We start from the raw sequence: 4459 nt of genomic DNA, 5'->3' as shown, positions 1-4459 counted from the left end.
GGGCGCAGTGGGCGATGTGGCGCAGGGCCTCGGCGAAGTCGTCCGCGACACGCCGCACGGTGTCCGTGGCGTGGAGGGCGGGCCGGTGGTGCCAGGTGAAGGACAGCCGGCCGCCCTGCACCGCGCCGACGACCTCCAGCGGGTGGGAGCCGCTGTCGCGCGGATCGTGGTGCCGTCCGAACGACCCGTGCTCGGCGCGCACCAGGCCGTCGCCGGGGTTCTCCGGGCGGGCGTCCCACTGGCCCAGGTAGTTGAAGACGACCTGTCCGTGCGCGGCCCCTCCGAGCCGCCGGCGCACCTCGGGCGGACCGAAGGTGCGCAGCGCGCCGAAGCCCAGGCCGTTGCCGGGCACGGCGCGCAGCTGGCGGCGCACCGACTTCACCAGGGTCCGCCAGTCCCGGGCGGGGCCGGGGCCGTCGGGTTCGGGCACCCGGAGGGCGACGGGGTGGACGGTGGTGAACCAGCCGACCGTGCGGGAGAGGTCCACGTCGTCGAGGACGTCCTCGCGGCCGTGTCCCTCCAGGTCCAGACGGACCTCCTCGCGGCCGGTCCAGCGGGCCAGGGCCAGGGCGAGGGCGGCGAGCAGCACGTCGTTGACGCGGGTGCGGTAGGCGGTCGGCGCGGCGCGCAGCAGTGCCGCGGTGTCCGCCTCGTCCAGTTCGACGGTGAGCGTGTCGACGGGACCCGTCTCCGGCCCGGCCGGCGCCTCGGCCGGCAGGGACTCGGCGTTCACCGCCCGTTCCCAGTAGGGCAGTTCGTCGTCGAGTGCTCCGGCCGCGACGTGCGCGGCGAGGCCCCGGGCCCAGCCCCGGAAGGAGGTGGTGCGTTCGCCCGGCGCGACGGGTTCGCCCTGGACGGCCTGCCGGTAGGCGGCCTCCAGGTCGTCGCGCAGGATGCGCCAGGACACGGCGTCCACCACCAGGTGATGGGCGACCAGGAGGAGGAGGGCGGGCCGGCCGGCGTCCCCGGTGAACAGGGCCGCCCGCAGCAGCGGACCGCGCGCCAGGTCGAATCCGGTGTGCAGGTCGTCGGCGGCCCTCTCCATCGCCGCGTCGGCCTCGGCGGAGGTCAGCCCGCTCAGGTCGTGGCGGTCCAGGAGCCGGTCGCGGTCGGTGTCGGACGGCGGCGGGTTGAACTGGCGCCAGCCGTCCTCGTCCTGGGTGAAGCGCATGCGCAGGGCGTCGTGGTGGTCGAGCAGGGCGTTCAGGGCCGTTTCCAGGGCGGCGGCGTCCGGGGTGGTGCCGAGTTCCAGCAGCAGGGACTGGTTGAAGTGGCTGTGACTGGCGCGTGGGCTGGTCAGGAACCACTCCTGGATGGGGGTGAGCGGCACGTCTCCGCTCACCGGGCCGTCCCCGGAGTGCCGGGGCGCGTCGGTGACGACGGTGGCCAGCTCGGCGACCGTCTGGTGGGTGAACAGGTCGCGGGTGGCCAGGTGCAGTCCGTCCCGCCGCAGCCGTGACACGACCTGCATGCTGAGGATGGAGTCGCCGCCGAGGTGGAAGAAGTTGTCGTGCGCGCCGACGTCCGCCACGCCGAGGACGTCGGCCCAGATGCGGGCGATGCGGCGTTCGGTGTCGGTGCGCGGTGCCGTGCGCGGCCCGGCGGCGGTGTGCGTGGGGCCGGGTTCGGGCAGGGCGCCGCGGTCGGTCTTGCCGTTCGGGGTGAGCGGCAGGCGCTCCAGCGGGACGAACGCCGACGGGACCATGTGCGGCGGGAGCAGCCCGGCGAGGTGGTCGCGCAGTTCCGGCACCGGCAGTTCCTGAGTGGCGCCCTCGGCGGGCACGACGTGGGCCACGAGCCGTCCGCCGGACCGGCCGTCCGGGTCGGTCCCGCCACCTCGTACGGTGACCACCGCGTCGCGCACCCGCGGGCTGCGGCGCAGCGCGCTCTCGATCTCTCCGGGCTCGATGCGGAAGCCGCGCAGCTTCACCTGGTCGTCGGCGCGTCCGGCGAAGCGCAGTTCGCCGGACGCGTCCCAGCGGGCCAGGTCACCGGTGCGGTACATCCGCTCCCCCGGCGCGCCGAACGGGTCGGCGACGAAGCGGGAGGCGGTCAGGCCGGGCCGGTTCAGGTAGCCGCGGGCCAGTCCGGGTCCGGCCACGTACAGTTCGCCGGTGACGCCGGGCGGGACGGGGCGCAGAGCGGCGTCGAGGACGTGGACGCGGGTGGCGCCGGCCGGGCGGCCGATCGGCGGGGCGCCCGTGCCCGGGGCGAGGGGGCCGGTCCAGGTGGCGACGACGGTGGCCTCGGTCGGCCCGTAGGAGTTGATCATGCGGCGACCGGGGGCCCACCGTTCGACGAGCGCGGCCGGGCACGCCTCGGCCCCGACGATCAGGGTGCGCAGGTGCGGCAGGGCGTCGGAGGTCCCGGGGGCGACCGTGGCCAGGGCGGCGGGCGGGATCAGCGTGTGGCTGACGCGCCGCTCGGCGAGGACCTGGGCGAGCCGCTCGCCGACGAGCGGGCCTTCCTCCCCGGTGACGAGGGTGGCTCCGCTCAGCAGGGACACGCACAGCTCCAGCACGGAGGCGTCGAAGCTGGGCGAGGCGAACTGCAGGACCCGGTCGCCGGGGCCCGCGTCGTAGCGGTCGGCGGCGGCCGCGGCGAAGGCGGCCAGGCCGCTGTGGGTCACCGTCACGCCCTTGGGTGTGCCGCTGGAACCGGACGTGTAGATCACGTACGCCGGGTGGGCGACGGTCAGCGCGGCCGTGCGGTCGGCGTCCGTGGGTGCGGTGTCCGGTCCGTCCGCGTCCCGTACGGCGGCGGGGTCGTCCAGGACGAGCCAGGCGTCCGCGTCGCGCAGCATGAACTCCCGCCGCTGCTCGGGGTAGTCCGGGTCGACGGGCAGGAAGGCACCGCCGGCCTTGGCCACGGCGAGCTGGGCCACCGCCGTCCCCGCGCCGCGGGGCAGGGCCAGCGCCACGACCCGCTCGGGTCCCACGCCCCGGGCGATGAGCCGGTGCGCCAGCCGGTTGGCGGCGCGCTCGACCTCCGCGTACGTCAGCTCGCGGCCGTCGGCGTCGGCCAGGGCCACGGCGTCGGGCGTGCGGGCGGCCTGCCGTTCGAACAGCTCCGGCAGCGTCGCCGCCGGTACCGGGCGGGCGGTGCCGCGTCCCTGGTCGAGGACGGCCTTGAGCGTCTCGGCGGTGGCGAGCGGCAGGGCGCCCAGGGGCCGGTCGGGGTCGTCGGCGACGGCGGTCAGGAGCGTGCCGAGCTGGTCGGCCATCCGTTCGGCGGTGGCCGCGTCGAACAGATCGGTGTTGTAGGTGAGCAGGCCGTGCAGTTCTCCGGCGGGGGTCTCGGCGAACTCCAGGGTGAGGTCGAACGCCGCGTGCCGCAGGTCCGTGTCGACGCCGGTGACCTCGATGCCGGGCAGGTCGAGGTCGGCGGCCGGGGCGTTCTGCAGCACCACCATGACCTGGAACAGGGGGGTGCGGCTGGTGTCGCGGACCGGCTGCACCTCGTCCACCACCCGCTCGAACGGCGCCTCCTGATGGGCGAAGGCGTCCAGTACGGTCCCGCGCACCTCGGTGAGGAACTCGGGGAAGGGGCGGTCGGGTTCGACGCGGGAGCGCAGGACGAGGGTGTTGACGAAGAACCCGACGAGGTTCTGGGTCTCGGCGCGGTCGCGGCCGGAGGTGACCGTGCCGACGGTGATGTCCCGGCCGCCGGTCAGGCGGGCCAGATAGGTCTGCGCGGCGGCGACCAGCGTGGAGAACAGGGTGGCCTGCCGGTCCCGGCCCACCTGGACGAGGCGGCGGGTCGTGCCGCGCGGCAGGACGAGGCGCACGGTGGCGCCGCCGTGGGTGCGCACCGCCGGACGCGGCCGGTCGGTGGGCAGGTCCAGCGTTTCCAGGCCGGCCAGGTGCTCCTTCCAGTACGCGAGGTGTTCGTCCGTGCCGTTGCCGCGCTGCCAGTGGGCGTAGTCGGCGTAACTCACCGGCAGCGGTGGCAACTGGCCGTCGGCCGAGCCCAGTTCGGCCCGGTAGAAGTGGGCGAGGTCGCCGGTGAGCACTCCGGTGGACCAGCCGTCGGTGACGATGTGGTGCAGGGTCAGCGTCAGGACGTGCTCGTCGCCGGTGAGCCTGATCAGCCCCGCGTGCAGCAGCGGGCCGCGCCGCAGGTCGAAGGTGCGGGCACGCTCGGCCTCCAGCAGCTCCTCCAGCCGGGCCGCCCGGTCGGTCTGCGCCGTTCCCGACAGGTCGTGCAGCGTCAGCGGCACGTCCGGCGCCGGGTGGACGATCTGCACGCCGTGGCCGTCCACCGTGTCGAAGGTGGTGCGCAGCGCCTCGTGCCGCTCGACCAGGGCGCGCAGGGCCGCGGTGAGCGCGGGCACGTCGAGCCGGCCGCGCAGGCGCAGGGCCAGCGCGGTGACGTACTCGCCGCTGCCCGGCGCGAACTCCTCCAGGAACCACAGGCGTTGCTGGGCGTACGACATCGGGGCGGGCGTGTCGCGGGGGAC

Annotated in this window: 1 protein-coding gene; it reads right to left on the bottom strand. The window is 75.5% G+C overall.

Annotated elements, in window-relative coordinates; genetic code table 11:
- A partial coding sequence (locus C1I97_RS32115) for an amino acid adenylation domain-containing protein (RefSeq protein ID WP_258382833.1) occupies positions 1–4435 on the bottom strand: 4435 nt, incomplete at its 3' end.
- Positions 4436–4459: the final 24 nt, after the last annotated feature.

The organism is Streptomyces sp. NTH33, assembly GCF_003236365.1.
Classification (GTDB): Bacteria; Actinomycetota; Actinomycetes; order Streptomycetales; family Streptomycetaceae; genus Streptomyces.
The sequence above is the reverse complement of the archived record's forward strand: the minus strand, read 5'-3'. Positions and strand labels throughout refer to the sequence as shown.